This window comes from Martelella mediterranea DSM 17316, assembly GCF_002043005.1.
GTDB classification, from domain to species: Bacteria; Pseudomonadota; Alphaproteobacteria; order Rhizobiales; family Rhizobiaceae; genus Martelella; species Martelella mediterranea.
Window position 1 is genome coordinate 3,631,261 of sequence record NZ_CP020330.1, and the last position, 18,334, is coordinate 3,649,594.

Here is an 18,334-nt window from a genome sequence, read left to right on the forward strand (position 1 = left end):
CGGAGCGCACTCACGCCGTCCACCAAGCCCCGTCATCGCTGATCGCGACAATTCCCGCCATATCGGCGTCGGAAGCCCATTCGGCGATCGAGCGACCATTGACGGCAAGGTCGGGCGCGATTTCGGCGAGTGGCATCAGCACGAAGCCGCGTTCCAGCATGCGCGGATGCGGGATGGTCACGGTCTCGGTATTCAAAGTCTCCGTGCCATAGGTCAGGATATCGATATCGATCAGCCGCGGACCCCAACGGACATCGCGCACCCGTTTCAGTTCCTTCTCGATATCGAGGCAGCGCTGCATCAGCGCCTGCGGCGGCAGCGATGTTTCGACAAGGGCACAGCAATTGATGAAGGGCGGTTGCTCGACAAGGCCCCAGGGTGGCGTGCGGTAGAGCTTCGAGACGGCGGCGACTGCTGTATCTTCCCCGTCATCAAGCATCAGCAACGCGCGGGCCATGGCGGCAGCCGGATCGCCGAGATTGGCGCCGAGCCCGAGCGCGGCGCGGACGGTTTCAGCGGACATCGCGCACCAGCCTCGCCTCGACGTGATCGAGAATGCCCGGGATCGGCACCGAGGGTTTGCGCACCGCGACCTCGACGCGCGTAATTGCCTGATGATAGGCGGCAACGGCCTCGGCGATCGCGGCGGCAAGCGCCTCGATCAACTGGAAGCGCCGTTCCGTCACCACCGCCCCCACCACCGGATAGAGCCCGCCATAGTCCACGGCATTGGTGAAGTCGTCGGCAAGCGCTGCCGCGTCATCGACATCGACGGTGACGTCGACGAAGAAGCGCTGGCCCATCCGCTCCTCCTCCGGCAGCACGCCGTGATAGGCATAGAAAGCGCAGTTCTTCATGGTGATCGTGTAGCGTCCGCTCATGACCGGTCTCCATACCGTCGGGAAATGATTGCATCGGCGGCGGCAAGCGCCGCCCTGTTGGCCGCGACATTGTGCACGCGGAATATCGCCCCGCCGGCAAGCCGTAACAGCGCGGTGGTGGCGGCGGTCGCGAAATCGCGCGCGAGATTGTCGTCCGCACCGGCAAGCGCGGCAACGAAGCGCTTGCGCGAGGTGCCGATCAGGAGCGGCAGGCGAAGCTCGTGCAGCCGCTCCAGATGCGCCATGATTTCAAGATTGTCCTCGCTGCCCTTGCCGAAACCGAAGCCCGGGTCGATGACGAGGCGGTTGTCTACGATCCCCGCCGCGCGCGCCGCCTTGAGCGCCGGTTCGAGAAAAGCGAACTGATCGGCCACCGGATCGGAGAGCGTGTCCGCCCTGCGGCTGGTATGCATCAGGCAATAGGCCGATCCGCTTCGGGCCGTGACGGAGAGAATGTCGGGCTCCGCCGTACCGCCGGAAATGTCGTTGACGATATGCGCGCCAGCCGCCACCGCGAGCCGGGCGGTCTCAGTGTGGTAGGTATCGATCGAGATCAACGCCTCGGTTCTAACCGCCAGCGCCGCGATCACAGGCAACACGCGGTCCTGCTCCTCAGCCGGCGTCACATCGGCTGCGCCCGGCCGGGTCGACTGACCGCCGATATCGAGGATCGCCGCCCCCTCCTCCACGGCCCCAAGGCCGAAGGTCACAGCCGCTTCCGCAGTCTCGAACTGTCCACCATCGGAAAAGGAATCGGGCGTCACATTGACGATCGCCATCAGCACGCCTTGCGGCCCGAGCGTGAGCGAGCGCCCATGCGCGCATTCAAGCTGTCGCGGCTGAAACATGCTGGCGGACGCTTCGATCATGATGTTCCTCCAGGGCAATTGGCAGTCAGGCGGAACCAGGCAAGGTCCGCGAACATGCGGCAAGACATAAAGATGGCGCGCGCGGCGTCACGGCGAAGGACGGGAAGCCGCCACGACCCGCATACATCCGGGCTTTCCGCGCGTCCACCCGGAAAGCGGCATTGCCCCTGCTGCGCGCGCCTCAGCCCTGACTGTCGGGAACCCGCACGGTCAGGCCGTCGAGTTCGGCGGACATGGTGATCTGACAGGAAAGCCGCGAATTGGCGCGTACATCGACCGCGAAGTCGAGCATGTCTTCTTCCATCGGCTCGGGCTCGCCGACCTTTTCGGTCCAGGCCTCGTCGACATAGACATGACAGGTGGCGCAGGCGCAGGCCCCGCCGCATTCCGCCTCGATGCCGGGCACGCCGTTGCGGACCGCGTTTTCCATCACGGTCGATCCGTCCTGCACCTCGAGGTCATATACCGTATCGTCATTGCCGATGAATTTCAGTTTGAGCATTTGCCGGGCCTTGGTCTTTTCGGGAGGGTCGTTCAGCGCTAATTGCGGCATATGAACGGGGCAGTCAATATCGCCCTTGACCATATGGGATGGCGCAGGGCTGGCTTGAAGTCCCACGTTTTGGTTTTGCGAAAGCCTCAGAAAAGGCGCATTATGGTTAATATTTGTTAAATATCGGAATTTGATCGGTTTTTGCCGCCGCGAAACCGGCTCTTGCGCGACCGATCGCGGGGAGCTTCGGGAGGGAGACTTTCACGATGTTGTGTGCCTTTGGCGAATGTGCGAATAAAAGCTGGGATAATCCTTTGAAATAGAAGACATTTGCCCGACTTTACAGACCTTTCCCATCTGGAAAAGGTCCCGTTCGAAAAGGCATCTGAACGCTGTTTCAGGAAATGTGTACCGCGCCAGACGGGCCGCAAAGGCTGTGTGGTTCGGGATTGAAATTGAGTAATCGGGCCGGTCTTCGCCTTGATGCGAGACCGCCCGTGTGTTGCGAGGCGTATTATGGCGAACCAAACTGGCGGCTCTTCGCTCGACGATCAGGCACTCCACGCACTGGAGGACGCGCTTGCATCCGATGTGGCGGGCGACGACACTTCCGGTGAAGCCGAAGCGGCGCAGAAGAAAGCCCCGCGGCTCAGGGCGCCGTCGCAGCGCAAGCAATCCGCCGCGGCAAGCAGTTCAGGCGCCAGTTCAGGCGCGCGCGCCACCGCCGCCCGGCCGAAATCGCCTGAATTCCGCCCCGCGAACGACCCCGGCATCGTCTCCACCCAGCGCGTGCTGCGCGCCTTCGAGCGCTCCTCGACCGTCAAGGCGCTGCGCAACTCCACCATCATGGCCGCCGGCTGGCTGGCGCTCGGCATCGGCGGCACCATGGTCGCCTTCGGTTCGGAAATCTTCCGCGCCCGTTCTTTCGCCGATATCCTTTCGATCGACGGCATCGGCCTTGCCGCGGCCCTGACGGTCGCGCCGATCTTTGTATTCTACGCCTTCAACCTGATGCTCGCCCGCGCCCGCGACATGCAGGAGGCCGCCCGCTCGATGGCCGAGGTCGCGCTCAGGCTTTCCGACCCGGATGAGAACGCCGCCCAGCAGGTGCGCAATGTCAGCCAGGCGGTGCGGCGCGAAGTCTATGCCATGAACGAAGGCATCGAGCGCACCATCGCGCGCGCCTCGGAACTGGAAAACCTGGTCCATTCCGAAGTCAACGCGCTCGAGCGCAGCTATGCCGAAAACGAGATGCGGATCCGCAATCTGGTGCAGGAGCTGACGGCTGAGCGCGAAGCCGTGGTCAACCACGCCGCACGCATCCGCACCTCGCTTTTGGGCACCAACGACCAGATGAAATCCGACATCGCCCAGGTGATGGAGGAACTGACTCAGACGGTCGGAACCGCCGGCGACGGCGTTGCCAAGATGCTCGAAACCCGCGCGGCAACACTCACGGAAAGCACAAGCCGCGCGGCCCAGTCGCTCGGCGACCTGCTGGAGGAACGCTCGACCACGCTGCGCGAATCCTTCGATCGCAGCTACGGCCAGTTGAGCGAACTCTTCGACGACCGCTTCAACGACCTTTCCAACCGATTCAACGAGCGCGGCCGCAAGCTTATCGGCGATTTCCATACCAGCGCGACCGCGCTGAACGAGGATACCGAGCGCCTGACGGCAACCCTCAGCGAACGCGGCGCCAAGCTCGACGAAATCCTGTCGGAACGGACCGCCAAGCTGCGCGACGTTGCCGAAAGCAGCGAAACCGCGATGAACGCGGCGCTGGAGCGCGTGGTCGGCGGGTTGACCGACACCATCACCGAGACCGAGGCCCGCTTCACCCAGAAGCTCAACGAGGCCAACGAGGAAGCCGCAAGCCGGTTCGACGAACGCAGCCAGTATGTCGACCAGCGGCTGGAAGCCACGCTGACCCGGCTTGGCAGCAATATCGATAGTCGTTTGGACAATTTCACCGGCGCGCTCGAAGCCAGCGGCAGCGCTCTGGAGGATCGTCTCAATGGCGGCGTGGAACGCGTTTCGCGTTCGCTGGCCGAGGGAGAATCCACCATCGGCAGCATGCTGGAGAGCGCATCCGAGCGCCTTCAGGAGCGCATGAGCGACGAAACGCAGGCGCTTGCCGCCAGCCTGTCGGCCAATGTCGAGGCGCTCGACCAGACGCTCGAAAGCCGCAGCCGCGAGCTTGGCAGCAAGATCAGCGCCGAGCATGAGCGTCTCGGCCAGACCTTCGATGAAGCCGGCAACCGCCTGGAAGGCAATATCGCCCGCCTCAACCAGCAGCTTGCCGGCGGCGAGGCCAGCATCGCCGCCTCGCTCAGCGATGCCGCCGAACGCCTTGGCGACCGCATGAACGAGCAGGCGATCATGCTGACGACGACGCTTTCGATGAGCGAGGAAAGCCTTGCCCAGACGCTCGATTCCCATTCGGCCCGGGTCGAAGAAAGCATGCGCGCAGGCAGTGAACGCCTGAGCGGCACGCTTTCTGGCGTTTCCGAACGTCTCGACGCCCAGCTCGAACGCTTCAACACCCAGGTCGGCGACAGCGAGAGCGGCATTGCCGCGACGCTGGAAAACGCCTCGATCCGGCTCAAGGAGCAGCTGGACGAACATCAGATGGACCTTGCTGCCACGCTTTCGGCAAGCGAGGCAACCTTCGGTCTCACGCTCGAAAACCAGGCCGAAAAGCTCGGCGATACGATCCGCCTCAGCCAGGAACAGCTCGACGGCACGCTCAACACCGCCGCTGACAAGCTGGAAGAACGCCTCACCCGCTTCAATGCGCAGATCAGCGACAGCGAGAGCGGCATTGCCGCATCGCTCAACGCCGCCTCCGAGCGCCTGAGCGACACGCTGACCGACCGAACGATCATGCTGACCACCGCGCTTTCGGCGAGCGAGGAGTCCTTCGCACAGACGCTCGACACCCATTCCGCGCGGCTTGAGGAGACGCTTGGCGCGGGCCAGGGCCGGCTCGGCCAGGCGCTGGAACAGGCGACCGGCGAGATCGGCAGCCAGTTCGAACGCTTCAGCGACCGGATCAGCGCGGGCGAGACCGGCATTTCCTCCGCCATCGCAGGCGCTTCCGAACGGATCGACCAGCAGTTCGACCGCCTCACCCAGGGGCTGGGCGATGGCGAAAGCAGTATCGCGAAAACGCTCACCGTGGCCGCCAGCCGGCTCGACGAGCGCTTCAACGAGCATGCCATCATGCTGGCGACCACGCTTTCGACCGGAGAGGAAACATTCGGACAGACGATCGAATCGAATACTGCGCGTCTCGCGGCGGCGCTTGAGTCTGGCCAGAGCCAACTCGCCGGCGCCTATGAGGGCGTGGCAAGCCGGCTGCAGGCGGCCATCACCAACGAGGCCAACGCGCTCGACGGCCGCATCAACGCGATCGACAGCCGGATTTCGGAAACCTTCGCAGCCCGCGAAGCCGGCATCCGCGATGCCTATCGCGAGGGCCAGACCCAGCTCGAAGACGCTCTGCGCAGCAATGCGGGCGAGATCCAGCGCGCCTTCGATCAGGCAAGCGCGCAGGTCAACGAAACCCTCACCGACCAGACCACCAATATCTCGGCATCGATCGCCGCCTCCACCAGCCTCCTGGAAATGACGCTGGAAGGCCGACGCGAAGCCTTGCAGGACACCATCGACAAGGCCGGCGCCGCGCTCGAAGGTCGCCTGCGCGGCTCCGCCGGCGCGATCGCCGAAAAGGTCTCGACCGCCGCCGGGCTCATCACCCGCTCGGCCGAAACCATGACCGACAGGGTGGAGACATCCTTCGGCGCGCTCAACGAAACGCTCGCCCGCCATGGCGACGCCGTGGAGAAAGGCGCGTTCCGGATCGAGGGGCTTGCCGAAGAGACCGGCCGTCGTCTCGATGCCGCGCTGACCAACCACGTCAGCGCGATCGAACGCTCCTCCGACGAGGCGCGGACCCGCTTCGAAAACACCTTCGCCGAACAGCGCTCGGCCTTCGAGCGCACCGCCAATGACGCCAGCAGCCAGATCAACGCCTCCGCCGATGCGCTTCATGAGCGCATTTCCGGCGCGCTGGAAGCCAATGGCAAACGCCTGGAGCAGGCCGGCGAGACCGTTTCGGAACGGCTCCATGAGACGCTACTGACGCACGAGAACACCTTCTCGCTGATCGGCGCGCAGTTCGACGAGCGGCTGCACAGCATGCTGGACGAAAAGGCGCGCGGCATCGAGACCGCCTCCTCGTCCGCAGCCGACCGCCTCGGCGAAGCACTTGACGCCCGCCACAGCCGGATCAGCGAGACGCTGCTGACGCACGAAAACACCTTCTCGCTGATCGGCGCGCAGTTCGACGAGCGGCTGAACAGCATGCTGGACGAAAAGGCGCGCGGCATCGAGACCGCCTCCTCCGCCGCCGCCGACCGCCTCGGCGAAGCGCTTGACGCCCGCCACAGCCGGATCAGCGAGACGCTGGAACAGGGGCATGGCCAGATATCCGAAAGCCTTGAACACGCTCATGGCCGGCTCGCGGATACGCTCGGACAGGGCCATGGCCGGATATCCGAGACCCTTGAACAGGCTGAGGGCCGGCTGTCCGATTCCCTCGAACAGAGCCACGGACGGATATCCGACACCCTCGGGCAGGGTCACGGCCAGATCGAAGAGCGCTTCGGCAGGCTGGAACAGGCGCTCGACCACGGCATCGGCAACCTCAACAGCACCATGGACCGCCGCGCCGGCGAACTGGCAGGCCGGCTGCGCGACACGGTCGCCGAAGCCGCCGGCGACATGACCCGCAATGCCGAGGAGGCGCGTCAGAAGCTCGAAGCCAGCGGCAGCGCCTTCACCGAGCAGGTGACGAACTCCGTCGCTTCGGCCCGCGAGGGCATGGAGCTTTCGGCCAACGCGATTTTCGAGCGCGCCCGTGAACTGCAGCAGGCGCTTGCGGAGCAGAGCAACGCGGCAAGCGAAAACGCATCGGAAAACAGCGCCCGCATCAGCGAGATTCTCTCGGCCACCAGCGCGCGGATCGACAACCAGATCGCAACGATCCAAAGCACGATGAGCGATGCCGAAAACCTGCTTGCCCAGCGTAGCGAGCGGATGAATGCCGGCATCACCGAAGCCGCCGGCGCGATCTCGCAGTCGATGGGCGAAACCGAGCGGACCATGACCGAACGGGCCGCCGAACTGCGCGACAATCTCGGTTCGCAGATCGCATCGCTGCAGGAAATCCTCGGCGCCGCCGACCGGGCGCTCGCCGCCCGCGGCGAGGCCGTCGGCACCGCGCTCGACGAGCGTTCGCGCGACCTCAACTCGATGCTGGCCGGCCGCACAGCCGAGCTCAACGCCCTGATCGACGAAAAGGCGCAGCCCCTCATCGCCCGCTATGCCGAAACCGGGCGGATCGCGGCGGAGGAAATCCGCCAGGCCGCCGACGAGACCAGCCGTCAGCTTCGCGATGACAGCAATGCGCTGGCCAGCAATGTCGAGGCGCTGGTGCGCCATCTCGGCCAGAGCCACCAGTTGCTCGCCGGTGTCGTCAACGAGGCTGCGCAGAGCCTGTCCTCTGTCGATGAACGCCTCAGCGCCACCGCCAACCGCATCAACGCAACGGCGGAACGCTCGGCAGCCTCGATGTCCGAGGCCGGCGCGATGCTCGGCAACAAGGTCGATGCGCTCGACGGCAGCGCGTCCAACTCGCTTGCCGCAGTGCGCGAACTGGTCGAGAAGATCGAAAGCCATGCCGGTATTCTGGACCGCGCCTCGAACCTGATCGGCTCCGCCCAGTCCAACCTCGCCAATACGCTCACCGAGCGTCAGGAGGCGCTTGGACTGCTGTCTAACGGGCTTGCCGAGCGTTCGCAGGAAATCGAGCGCGGCCTGAAGGCGGTCGCCGCCATGGTCGCCTCGACCATGGACCAGACCGGCCGCGAGGCCGAGACGATGTCGCAGCGCGTTGGCGAGACTATGCGCGGCTCGGTCGAGGACGCCGCCAAGCGCTTCTCCGGCGCGACGCGCGAGATCGAACAGGCAGCAGCCGCCATCCGCGCCGAGCTGGAGGATACCCGCGCGGCCGTCAAGCGCGGCATTCACGACATGCCCGAGGAGGCCCGCGAAAGCGCGCAGGCCATGCGCAAGGCGGTCGAGGACCAGATCCGCGCGCTGCAGGATATCTCCACGCTGGTCTCCACCTCGCGCAGCCAGCTTTCGCAGCCGGCCGCGCGCCAGCAGGCAGCATCCGCGCCTGCCGCCGCGCCGCGCAGCAGCGACAGCCTGCCGCCGTTTTCGGCATCGTCCGCCGCCAGCACCTCCAGCGAACGCAGCCTTGGCAGCTTGGAAACCAAGGCCACGGCCGCACCGGCGCAGCCCGCTCGCCAGGCGGTGACCCGCTCGGCGGCCTCCAGCGCCCCCGGCGGCGAAGGCTGGATCAGCGATCTGCTGCGCGCCGCCGCCCGCGAGGAGGCCGGCCAGAGCCGCAAGCCCGCAGAACGCCGGCCGGCCGCCGAAACGCTGAATGCGCTCTCGGTCGATATCGCCAGCGCGATCGACCACGACACCGCCGCCGATCTCTGGCACCGGTACCAGCAGGGCGAACGCGAAATCTTCTCGCGCCGCCTCTACACGCTGAAGGGCCAGCGCACCTTTGACGAGATCAAGACGCGTTATGAAGGCGACCGCGAATTCCGCACCTCCGTCGACCGGTATATCGCCGATTTCGAAAAGCTTCTGTCGGACGTGATGCACAACAATCGCGACCGCGGCGTAGTCCAGTCCTACCTGACCTCGGACACCGGCAAGGTCTACACCATGCTCGCCCACGCGGCCGGAAGGCTGCGATAGGTCGAATACACGACACGAAAAAGGCGGCCCCGGAGCCGCCTTTTTGCTGTTGATGAAGCCGCGGTTTCGGAGTTTGAGAGGCTCGCTGCTCCCCCATAGGGGTCATGCTCGGGCTTGCCCCGAGCATCCATACTGCGCAAGCCGTTGACCAGAATGGTATTTTGATACTGTGCGATCCCGCCTGGATCCTCGGGTCAAGCCCGAGGATGACACAGGAGAGGCAAGCGGATTTATCAAAAAAGCAGAAGGCGGCCCGGGAGCCGCCTTTTTTATTGTACCGCTGAAGAAGGATGCAAACCGCTCAGCGGGCGATGCCGACCCTGACGGCGGTGTTCGGGCCGGCCGTCAAGGGCACCGGGAGGTTGTCGGCGCGGAACAGGAACTGAGTCGACATGCCTTCGGCGGGCAGCGTGACTTCCTGCTGGATCACCTGATCGTAAAGCGCGACATCGCCATCGACCACTTCGACGCGGACCGGGACCTGATAGGTACCGGACTTTGCCTTCGGGCCGCCGACGAGGCGCCCGGCGATCGAGATCGTCTCAAGCAGCTGGTCGCCGCTGGGCGCCGCCGCGCAGGTGCGGCTGAATTCGCCGAGCGAGACCTGGTAGGCGAGATTTTCCGGCGCTTCGGAATTGGCCGGCGAGTAGACACGTTTGAAAGCAACCTCGTCATCGAGTATCACCTTCGGGCAGAGCTTCGTCAAAGCGGTCAGGTTGATGCCCGGGGTCACCGGGCGGGCGGGCGCGGGCTCCGGCTCGGGCTTTGCCGTCGAGCAGGCCGCCAGTCCCGAAATTGCAAGAACAGCTGCCACGCGGCGGGTAGTGCGAAATGACACGGCGAAACTTCCTTTCCTCTCTCAAGGGCTTTTCAAGCCCTCCGGCTTTGCTTTATATCAGCGCCAACACAGATTGTCTGGCCGGCCGCCCCTCGTCTCCATTAGAACGGTCTTAACAGGTAAAGCCTGCCACAAGCTAGACAATTTCCATATTCTGGCAAGCACAAAGGGGCTTTGCGTGGACTATATTTCTACCCGTGGCGAGGCGCCCGTCCTCGGTTTTTCGGATGCGGTTCTGGCCGGCCTCGCGCAGGATGGCGGGCTCTATCTGCCGCGCGAATGGCCCTTCCTGCCGGCCGACAGTATCCGCGCGCTGCGCGGCATGACCTATCAGGAGATCGCTTTCACGATCATCAAGCCGTTCATCGATGGCGAAATCGCCGATGACGAGCTGAAGGCGATGATCGACGACGCCTACGCCACCTTCCGCCACGAGGCGGTCGTGCCGGTGGTGCAGAGCGGCGCGAACCGGTTCACGCTGGAGCTTTTCCACGGCTCCACCCTCGCCTTCAAGGACGTCGCCATGCAGTTGCTCGCGCGGCTGATGGATCATGTGCTGGCAAAACGCGGCCAGCGCGCGACCATCATCGGCGCGACCTCGGGCGATACCGGCGGGGCGGCCATCGACGCGTTTTCGGCAAGCACGCGCACCGACATCTTCATCCTGTTTCCCCATGGCAAGGTCTCGCCGGTGCAGCAGCGGCAGATGACCACGCTCGGCGCGGACAATGTCCATGCGATCGCCGTCGAGGGACATTTCGACGACTGCCAGAACCTCGTCAAGGCGATGTTCGCCGATGGCGGCTTCCGCGACGAGGTGAAGCTTTCCGGCGTCAACTCGATCAACTGGGCGCGGATCATGGCGCAGGTGGTCTATTACTTCACCGCCGGCATCGCGCTCGGCGCGCCCGACCGCGAAATCGACTTCACCGTGCCGACCGGCAATTTCGGCGATATCTTCGCCGGCTATGTCGCGATGAAGATGGGGTTGCCCGTCGGCCGGCTGGTGATCGCCACCAATGAAAACGACATTCTCGCCCGCGCGCTGGAGACCGGCCGCTATGAAATGCGCGGCGTCGAGGCCACCACCTCACCGTCGATGGATATCCAGATCTCGTCCAATTTCGAACGTCTGCTGTTCGAGGCGAGCGACCGCGACAGCGCCTATGTGCGCCGCGCCATGGCCGGGCTGAAGCAATCCGGCGCGTTCGATATCGAGGAGAAGACGCTCGCCGAAATCCGCGCCTTGTTTGCCGCCGGACGCACCGATCAGGCGGGTGCCGCCGCCGAGATCGCCCGCTCGCTGAAAGACACCGGCGTGCTGATCGACCCCCACACCGCCGTCGCCGTCGCCGTCGCGAGGAAGCACGAACGCACGGAAAACCCGATGGTGGTGCTGTCGACCGCGCATCCCGCCAAATTCCCGGACGCAGTAAAATCCGCGAGCGGTATTGACCCGGCGCTTCCCGCATGGCTTGCTGGTCTGATGGACAAGGAGGAGCGTTTCAGTGTCCTTTCTCCCGACCTGGATGCCATCGAGGCCTTTATTCGTTCAGGCATCCAAAAAGGTTGAGCACTGACCAAAACGAAAGCAGGACCGCATGACCGTAGAGTACACCCGGCTTTCCTCCGGGTTGACCGTCGTTACCCAGAACATGCCGCATATCGAAAGCGTTGCGATCGGAACCTGGATCAAATCGGGCTCGCGCAATGAACTGCAAAACGAGCATGGCATCGCCCACCTTCTGGAACACATGGCCTTCAAGGGCACGAAGCGCCGCACCGCCCGCCAGATCGCGGAGGAGATCGAGAATGTCGGCGGCGAGGTTAATGCCGCGACATCCACCGAAACGACGTCCTATTATGCCCGGGTCCTGAAGGATCACGTACCGCTGGCCGTCGATATCCTGGCCGATATCCTCACCGGCTCCGCCTTCGACGAGGAGGAACTGGCGCGCGAGAAGAACGTGATCATGCAGGAGATCGGCGCCGCCAACGACATTCCCGATGACGTGGTGTTCGACAATTTCGCTGGCGCTGCCTTTCGCGACCAGACCATCGGCCGGCCGATCCTCGGCACGCCGGAGACCGTGATGGCGTTCACGCCGGACGATATCCGCCGCTATCTCGCCCGCAACTACACCACCGACAGGATCTTCATCGTCGCCACCGGCGCGGTCGACCATCAGACCTTCGCCCGCATGGTGGAGGAGCGCTTTGCGTCCCTTCCGCGCAAACCGGAAACCCCGCCGCAGATGGAAGCCGCGATCTATACCGGCGGCGAGGTGCGCGAGAGCCGCTCGCTTTCCGATGCGCAGATCATTCTCGGCTTCGAAGGCCCGGCCTATCACGCGCAGGATTTCTACTGTTCGCAGATCCTCGCCAATATTCTCGGCGGCGGCATGTCGTCGCGCCTGTTCCAGGAAGTGCGCGAGATCAGAGGGCTGTGCTACTCAGTTTATGCTTTCCACTGGGGATTTTCGGATTCCGGGGTATTCGCCGTCCACGCGGCAACCGGCGGCGAGCAACTGCCCGAACTGATGCCCGTGATCGTGAACGAGTTGCAGCGCGCGGCCGATCATTTCGACGAAAGCGAGATCGAGCGCGCGCGCCAGCAGATCCGGGCCCAGCTTCTGATGGGCCAGGAAAGTGCTGCCGCCCGCGCCGGACAGATCGCCCGCCAGGTGATGCTCTGGGGCCGGCCGATCCCCAACGAGGAAATGATGCTGCGCATCGAAAACATCACGCCGCGCCGCCTGACCGACCTCGCCGGCCGCTCCTTCTACGATGCGCCGCCGACGCTTTCGGCGATCGGCCCGCTGGACCAGCTTACCGGGATTGAGGACATTGCCGGCAGCCTCAGCTTCAACCACAAGCAGGCGGTGAATGCAGCCGGGTAGGCCAGACGGGCGCGATGCCCGTCGCGCCGGCAGGGCAGTCCCGCTTCTGACTGCGCCGCGGCCCGGTTTCGCGCGCGGCCCCGGCGGCTCAAGCAGCCAACCGCCGGAGTGACAGCCGTGGTTGCGTTGCTGCTTTCGTCCCGGGCGCGCCGGCGCCATCGGTTTGCCATACAATCCGCCGATTATCTGCTGCGTCTTCCGCGGACAGAAGATTTCGAGGAGTGGAGAACGCTCAGGACCCGCAGCCGCGCCTTTCTGCAGCCGTGGGAGCCGGTCTGGAGCGCCGCCGACATGACCCGGCGCGGGTTTCGCAAGCGCATCGCCCGCGTCAATTTCGAATTCGATGCGGGCTCCGGCATCCAGCTTTTCATCTTTCGCAGGAACCCCGACAGGCTGGTCGGCGGCATCACGATCGGGCTGATCCGGCGCGGCGTGGCCCAGAATTGCATGCTTGGCTACTGGATGGGCGAGGAATATGCCGGCAAGGGTCATATGTTCGCCGCACTTCAACTCGTAATTCGCTATATCTTCGAGGAGTTGAGGTTGCACCGGATTGAGGCGGCCTGTATCCCCACAAACATGCGCAGCGCGTCGCTGTTGCAAAAAGCCGGCTTCACCCAGGAGGGGTATTTGCACAAATATCTGCGCATCAACGGCGAATGGCAGGATCATCATCTCTTTGCCCTGCTCAAAGACGACTACGACCGCAAAGGGAACTGAAGACCGCTGATGCCAATGTCCCCCCTCACCGCCTGGTTCTGCCGCAAGCTCCTGGCCCTTCTTGGCGCGATCGTCGTGATGATCGCCGTGGCCGTGCCCGCCCTGGCGCTCGAACCGGTGGAAGTTTCGCGCGGCGATGTCGCCATCGACCTGACCTCGCAGGTCGAGCTCTATCCCAATGAGGGCGAGACGTTCCAGATTTCGACGGTTCCCGACCCGAACGGCATCAGGCGTCGCATCGAGGTCCGCTCTGCCGGCGACAACCACTCCGGCGACTGGGCGGTGTTTTCGCTTGCCAATATTTCCGACGAGCAGCTCGACCGGCTGATCGTCGCGCCGCATTTCCGCCTCGTCGGCTCCGGCCTGTTCTGGCCCGATCTCGGCTCGTCGCGGATCGAGGCGATCACGCCGAGCGAGGGCTTCGCGCTGAACCGCGTCAACAGCGACGATGCGGATGTGTTTTCGATCACGCTCAATCCGGGATCGGTGATCACCTTCGTGGCGGAGCTCAACACCGCCGAATTGCCGCAGCTCTACATGTGGGAGCCCGAGGCCTACAAGGACACCGAAAACGCCTTCACGCTCTATCACGGCATCGTGCTCGGCATTGCCGGCCTGCTTGCGGTGTTTTTGAGCATCCTGTTCGTGGTCAAGGGAACGTCGGTACTGCCGGCAACGGCGATGCTGGCATGGTCGGTGCTGCTCTATGTCGCGATCGATTTCAATTTCCTGAACCAGATCATACCGTTGTCGGCGGCAGATCAACGCATATGGCGGGCGAGCGCCGATGTCGCGATCGCCTTCTCACTGGTGGTGTTCCTGTTCTCCTATCTCAATCTGGCGCGATGGCATGCCCAACTCGGCTACGGGACGGCCGCCTGGGGCGTGCTGTTGATGGCGCTGTTCGGGGTGGCGCTGTTCGACCCCTCGGCGGCCGCCGGCATCGCGCGCCTCTCGTTCGCCGCAACCGTGCTCGCCGGCATCGTGCTGATGTTCTACCTGAGCTTCCGGCGCTATGACCGGGCGATCCTGCTGATGCCGGCCTGGGCGCTGATCGTGGCCTGGCTGTTTGCCGGCTATATGGCGGTGACCGGCCGGATCGATAACGACATCATTCAGCCGGCGCTCGACGGCGGCATGGTTCTGATCGTGCTGCTGCTCGGCTTTACCGTGATCCAGCACGCCTTTGCCGGCGGGGTCTACCAGCCGGGCCTGTTTTCCGATCTGGAACGTCAGGCGCTGGCCTTTCTCGGTACCGACGCCACCGTATGGGACTGGGATGTCGGCCGAGACCGGATCGTCACCGAACCCGATTTCGCGCCAAAGCTTGGCCTTGCGCCCGGCGCGCTGAACGGCCCCGCGCGGACATGGCTGCAATATCTGCACCCCGCCGACCGCGACCGCTTCCGCTCCACCCTCGACCTGTTCCTCGAATGGCGGCGCGGCCGGCTGAAGCTCGAATTCCGCGTGCGTGCCAATGACGGGCATTATCATTTCATGACCATCCGCGCCCGGCCGGTGCTGAGTTCGGATGGCGAGGTGATCCGCTGCGTCGGCACGCTGAACGACCAGACGGACCACAAGGTCTCCACCCAGCGCCTGCTGCAGGACGCGGTGATCGACAATCTCACCGGCCTGCCGAACCACACCATCCTCATCGACCGGCTGCAGTCGCTGATCGCATTGTCGCGCGCGGCGCCGCATCTCCATCCGACTCTGATCGTGGCGGATATCGACCGCTTCAAGGAGATCAACGAGACACTTGGTTTTGCCGCCGGCGACAATATCCTGATCGCGCTCACGCGCCGCATCCAGAGGCTGCTGAAGCCGGAGGACACGCTGTCCAGAATCTGGGGCAGCAGCTTCGCGATCATCCTGCAATCCCAGAATGATCCGGACGCGATCGCCGAATTCACCGATGCCCTGACCGCCGCGATCGATGTGCCGATCACGTTCGAAAACCGCGAGATCGCGCTCACGGCCGCGATCGGCATCGCGTCGTGGCACGATGATCATGAAACCGCCGAGGCGTTTCTCGAAGATGCCCGGCTGGCGATGCTACGCGCCAAGCGCATGGGCGGCAACACGGTCGAGACCTATCGTCCGGCGCTCAGAATGCTCGATGACGAGCGCAAGCAGCTGCAAGGCGACCTTGGCCGCGCGATCGACCGTCAGGAAATGACGGTGCTCTATCAGCCGATCGTGAAGTTCGACGGGCAGAAGCTTGCGGGCTTCAGATGCTCGCTGAACTGGAAGCATCCCCAGCGCGGCGATGTCTCCGCCGGCGAGATTTTCGAGCTGAGCCGGGAAAGTAGCCGCTCGGCGGAGCTCATCCTCTATACCGTCCGTCAGGCCGCAAACGATCTCGCGGGATGGCAGCAATCCGTCGCCAATGCCCGCCCGTTCGTCATGGTCGAGCTGAGCTGCAACGAGATGCTGAAAACCAGCACGCTGATCGAGCTGGAGAGCATCGTGCGGGAATCGGAAGTCGCGCCGCGCCAGATCGTGTTTTCCATTCCCGAGGATATCGTGCAGGAAGCACCCGAGCAGGCGAAACTGGCGTTGCAGTATCTGCGCACCATCGGCGTGGGCGTTACCCTGTCGGGCTTCGGCAATGGCCACGGCTCGCTGACGCTGCTGAAGAGCTTCCGTTTCGACGCGACCTATGTCGACAGCGCGATCTTCAAGTACAATCAGGAACCGCAGGCGGAAATCGTCAAGGCCTTCAGTGAACTGGCCGAGCGCCTCGGCACGGCCATCGGGATCAGCGACCTCGACAATGAGGCCGATGCCAAAGCCTTTGCCGAAGCCGGCTGCACCTATGCAACCGGCCCGATCTACGGGGCCGCGGTCGTCTCCTCCGCCGCGATCCGTCTTGTGCGCGAGAACGGCGCAAGCTGATCCGGCCAGGGCTTTCCCGCGCTTGCGAAAGCCGGGGGATCGCCCTGCCGGGCGCGGATCGAAATTACGCCGCCGCTTTTCCGGCTTTGGGTCCGTTCAGCATGGTGACGATGTAGTCGATTTTCGCGACGATGTCCGGGGTGAGCACGAAGGGATAGAAATCCTTCTGGCCCATTGACTTATGAATCGCATTCATCGCGATTGTCAGGGGTATCCACGCCTCGGCCAGGCGCTTGCCGCTGACGCATTTATAGGGGTCGCCGAGCGGTTCGAGCCGGGCGTCATCCACCGCAAGGCCGAAGGCGCGCGCGGTCTCCAGCGTATCGACGATGTGGAGCGCATGCGCGAAGCTCTCGGCAAAATCCTCCCAGGGGTGCGTCGCCGCATAGGCGCTGACGTGGTGCTCGGGCCAGTCCGGCGGGGGGCCGTTCTCATAGTGACGCTGAAGGGCCGCCTGATAGTCCTCGCGCTCGTCGCCAAACACCTTGCGGAAGCTCTCCAGCCGTCCGTCGTCGCGCACCAGCCTGTCCCAGACATAATGCCCGACCTCGTGGCGGAAATGGCCGAGCATGGTGCGATAGGGCTCGTTCATCTGGTCGCGGATGATCTCGCGGGTCACATCATCGGCCTCCGCAGCCCTCAGCGATATCAGCCCGTCCTCGTGACCCGTCATCGCCGGCGTGAGCGAACCGTCGGCCTCCACGGTGTCCTCAAGGAAATCGAAAACCAGCCCGTTTTGCGGGTCCTGCTTGCGCGTCGGCGTGTCCACGCCCCAGCGCAGTAGCGAATAGAACAGATGCCGCTGGGCGGCGCCGATGCGCTTGAAACGGTTGAGCCCGATCTCGGTGCTGGTGTCCGGTATCAGGTTGTTGTGCCGGCAGGCCATGCAGAAGGTCTCGTCGTCGTCCTCGTCCACCAGCCAGTTGCAGACGCCGATCCCGGTGTTCTCGCATAGCCGGAAACGCCGGCTCTCATCATCGGCCTTGTGCCAGAGGTCCCCCTCGCCCTGCCGGACGGAATAAAGGGCGATATCATCCGGCGCAAAGCCAAGCCGATGGCCGCAGGCGACGCAGGTATCGTTATCGAAGTAAACGGTCTGCCCGCAATGATCACATTCAAAGATCTTCATGGAGGCCTCGTAATTGCGCGCGCCATCATTGGCGAACGCCCCTAAACGGGAATCCCGGCCGAATTGTTTCAGGCGTGCCCGATATTGGTGGAAAGCGACGAGGGCCGCACGCCCATGGAAAACAGCGCGCGCTCATATTTGCTTTCAAGGTCGCGGTCGAAGACCATGTCCTCGATCGCCGGGCAGGTCAGCCAGTCATTATTGGCGATCTCGGCTTCAAGCTGGCCGGGAGCCCAGCCGGTATAGCCGAGCAGCAGCGTCGCCCTCTCGGGGCCCTTGCCGGCGGCGACCGATCTCAGCACGTCAAGCGTTCCCGTCATCGCCATATCGTCGCTGATCGGAATACTGCCCTCGCCGGAATAATCGTAGGAATGCAGCACGAAGCCGCGGCCGGGTTCCACCGGCCCGCCGCACAGAACCGGAAAATCGATCAGGGACGGCATCTCCGGATCGCGCTCTTCCCCGACGAGGTCGAGCTGATGAAGGACTTCGGGAAAGGTCACGGATTGGGCGCGGTTGATGATGAAACCCATCGCTCCCTCGCCGGAATGGGCGCAGATATAGATCACGCTGCGTTCGAACTCGCTTTCGGCAAGCTGCGGCATGGCGATCAGGAACTGGCCATCGAATGGCCCGCGCTCACGCCCTTTTGCAAAGTTCTCCAACACGTCGATCTCCAGCGAACCGTTTGCGCCGCTTTCAAAATTCATCGTAGGCATGAAACCAAGATGGGGCAAGGTCACGCGATATTCAAATCAAA

At 64.0% G+C, this 18,334-nt stretch carries 12 protein-coding genes; 5 read left to right on the plus strand and 7 right to left on the minus strand.

From position 1 onward, the window contains the following. Positions 1-10: 10 nt before the first annotated feature. The 4 genes from folK to Mame_RS16875 form a co-directional block, all read right to left on the minus strand. On the minus strand, positions 11-523 hold the full coding sequence (folK, locus tag Mame_RS16860; protein ID WP_018066497.1) for a 2-amino-4-hydroxy-6-hydroxymethyldihydropteridine diphosphokinase: 513 nt from the start codon (positions 521-523) through the stop codon (positions 11-13). Continuing rightward, entirely contained in the window at positions 513-881 is a 369-nt protein-coding gene (folB, locus tag Mame_RS16865) for a dihydroneopterin aldolase (RefSeq protein WP_018066498.1), read from the minus strand. The genes folK and folB overlap by 11 nt, the downstream gene beginning before the upstream one ends. Continuing rightward, positions 878-1,750 carry a dihydropteroate synthase gene (folP, locus tag Mame_RS16870; RefSeq protein WP_018066499.1) on the minus strand — a complete coding sequence of 291 codons (873 nt, stop codon included), beginning with the start codon at positions 1,748-1,750 and terminating at the stop codon, positions 878-880. Before folP ends, folB begins: the two co-directional genes overlap by 4 nt. Before the next feature lie 181 nt (positions 1,751-1,931). Next, positions 1,932-2,252: a 2Fe-2S iron-sulfur cluster-binding protein gene (locus tag Mame_RS16875; RefSeq protein ID WP_026173774.1), complete on the minus strand. Its 321-nt coding sequence runs from the start codon at positions 2,250-2,252 to the stop codon at positions 1,932-1,934. A 507-nt stretch (positions 2,253-2,759) separates the two neighbouring features. On the opposite strand from Mame_RS16875, the gene Mame_RS16880 reads away from it, so the two are divergent. Continuing rightward, positions 2,760-9,086 carry an apolipoprotein A-IV repeat region-like domain-containing protein gene (locus Mame_RS16880; protein ID WP_169929167.1) on the plus strand — a complete coding sequence of 2,109 codons (6,327 nt, stop codon included), beginning with the start codon at positions 2,760-2,762 and terminating at the stop codon, positions 9,084-9,086. Positions 9,087-9,387: 301 nt separating this feature from the next. Here Mame_RS16880 and Mame_RS16890 read toward each other — a convergent pair whose 3' ends face one another. After that, the gene (locus tag Mame_RS16890; protein ID WP_155122132.1) at positions 9,388-9,924 is read right to left on the minus strand and encodes a hypothetical protein; all 537 of its coding nucleotides are present in this window, start codon (positions 9,922-9,924) and stop codon (positions 9,388-9,390) included. Positions 9,925-10,102: 178 nt separating this feature from the next. On the opposite strand from Mame_RS16890, the gene thrC reads away from it, so the two are divergent. The 4 genes from thrC to Mame_RS16910 all read left to right on the plus strand — a co-directional run bounded on the left by thrC (position 10,103) and on the right by Mame_RS16910 (position 16,445). After that, complete coding sequence (gene thrC, locus Mame_RS16895) at positions 10,103-11,497, plus strand: threonine synthase (protein WP_018066504.1); 1,395 nt, start codon at positions 10,103-10,105, stop codon at positions 11,495-11,497. Between the two features lie 28 nt (positions 11,498-11,525). Further along, on the plus strand, positions 11,526-12,824 hold the full coding sequence (locus tag Mame_RS16900) for a M16 family metallopeptidase (RefSeq protein ID WP_018066505.1): 1,299 nt from the start codon (positions 11,526-11,528) through the stop codon (positions 12,822-12,824). A gap of 126 nt (positions 12,825-12,950) precedes the next feature. Further along, on the plus strand, positions 12,951-13,544 hold the full coding sequence (locus Mame_RS16905; protein WP_018066506.1) for a GNAT family N-acetyltransferase: 594 nt from the start codon (positions 12,951-12,953) through the stop codon (positions 13,542-13,544). A gap of 9 nt (positions 13,545-13,553) precedes the next feature. Continuing rightward, on the plus strand, positions 13,554-16,445 hold the full coding sequence (locus Mame_RS16910; RefSeq protein ID WP_051085153.1) for an EAL domain-containing protein: 2,892 nt from the start codon (positions 13,554-13,556) through the stop codon (positions 16,443-16,445). 64 nt (positions 16,446-16,509) lie between these two features. On the opposite strand, the gene Mame_RS16915 is transcribed toward Mame_RS16910, so the two are convergent. Beyond that, positions 16,510-17,574 (minus strand): zinc-binding metallopeptidase family protein, encoded by a 1,065-nt coding sequence (locus Mame_RS16915; RefSeq protein ID WP_018066508.1) that lies wholly within the window; start codon positions 17,572-17,574, stop codon positions 16,510-16,512. Between the two features lie 68 nt (positions 17,575-17,642). Then, positions 17,643-18,254 (minus strand): YqgE/AlgH family protein, encoded by a 612-nt coding sequence (locus tag Mame_RS16920; protein ID WP_026173775.1) that lies wholly within the window; start codon positions 18,252-18,254, stop codon positions 17,643-17,645. Positions 18,255-18,334: the final 80 nt, after the last annotated feature.